1 protein-coding gene is annotated in these 1,476 nt (G+C 35.9%); it reads left to right on the forward strand.

Annotation, left to right across the window (positions count from 1 at the left end; genetic code table 11):
• The first annotated feature begins 129 nt into the window (after positions 1–129).
• Positions 130–1,344, forward strand: a complete 1,215-nt coding sequence (locus GKP30_RS23320) for an IS4 family transposase (RefSeq protein ID WP_216831870.1) — start codon at positions 130–132, stop codon at positions 1,342–1,344.
• Positions 1,345–1,476: the final 132 nt, after the last annotated feature.

The raw sequence follows: 1,476 nt of genomic DNA on the forward strand, positions 1-1,476 counted from the left end.
GCCTTTAAAATAGTTCCATTTTTTCAAAAAATAGTATTTACAGACATAAAAAAAACTCCTATCGTAGAAGTTGTTGACCTTGTTTTGTTCCCTTAAAACAAACAAGTCTTCTACAAAGGAGTTTCAAAAATGAATACTAAAAGTATAGGTCGAGAAATGCTTATTTGTCAATGCTTATCACTTCTTCCTACAGAAGATTTAGAATGCCCTCTAATCGATTACGGAAAATATAAGCTTTCAACGAAATCTTTAGTAAAAATATTTGTCTGTGCACAGTTAGATGAGTGGAATTCTTATGGACATATGGAGGAGAAATTAAGAGCGTATCCAAAACTGTGTGAAGAACTTGAGATTACCGATATCAGTGGATCACAGTTAAGCCGTCGTATTAATGATCTTCCATCAGAGTGGCTTCAAAACCTTTTTGTTAAAGTGGTTCGCAAAATTGAGCAATTAACCAACGAAAATAAAGGATTACCACATGGAATTGGCCGTTTAAAGATTATAGATTCTACCGAGATACAACTACCTATGCAATTATGTGACTGGGCCTATATCTCCAAGGACCATCACGCGGTTAAGATGCATACAAGGTTAGTTGTTGCCTCCACAGACATCGTTTTTCCAGATAAGATTGTACCGTCGACAGGTACAGTCAGTGATTTTGAAAGTTCGGATGCATTAATTGAAGCATGCGATGCAACACATGTAATGGATCGAGGGTACCCTTCGAGAGAAAATCTTATGGATTGGCAAGAAAAAGGAATTTCTTTTGTGGCACGAATTATGAAGAACCTTCGAGTTTTTACGATAGAAGAATATAAAGTGACACATCCGTCAGTCGTTCAGGATGCCAAAGTGTTGTATGGTATTTCAGATAAGCCCCTGAGGTACGTTGAGTTTGTAGACGAAAAAGAAAGAACCTACCGAATTTTAACGAGTCGATTTGATCTGTCAGCTGAACAAATTATGGAGATTTATCGTCATCGTTGGCTCATTGAGCTATTTTTTAAGTGGACTAAACAGCATCTAAGGTTCACAAAAATCTGGAGTACCAAGCCACAAGGAATTTGGAATCAGATGTTTCTAGCCCTTATTGCATATGGGCTTTCACTTCTATTAAAGCTACAAACTGGATCAAATAAAACACCGTGGGAATTCTTTCGAGCATTAAAAACTTACCTTTATCACTCTTACATTACTTTTAAAAAGGAATTAAGACGTAAAAAGAAGAAAAAGTCAAAAGGACGACAAAAAGTTCCTATTCCTAAACCGAAGGTATCACCATCGTTTGGAACTCTCGCCATGGTTAAGAAAGAAAAACGTAAGAGGAAGCATAAATAATTTAAAATGTAAAAAAAAGGGAACGAGGTCATTAATAACCCTGTTGCCCTTTTTTCTATTTCCACTAATAATACATATGGAAAAAAGTTTCATATATTCAAAATACATACTATCGTGCAACGCCAATGGGTC

The sequence above is a fragment of the Alkalihalobacterium elongatum genome (assembly GCF_019024285.1).
GTDB classification, from domain to species: domain Bacteria; phylum Bacillota; class Bacilli; order Bacillales; family Bacillaceae_F; genus Alkalihalobacterium; species Alkalihalobacterium elongatum.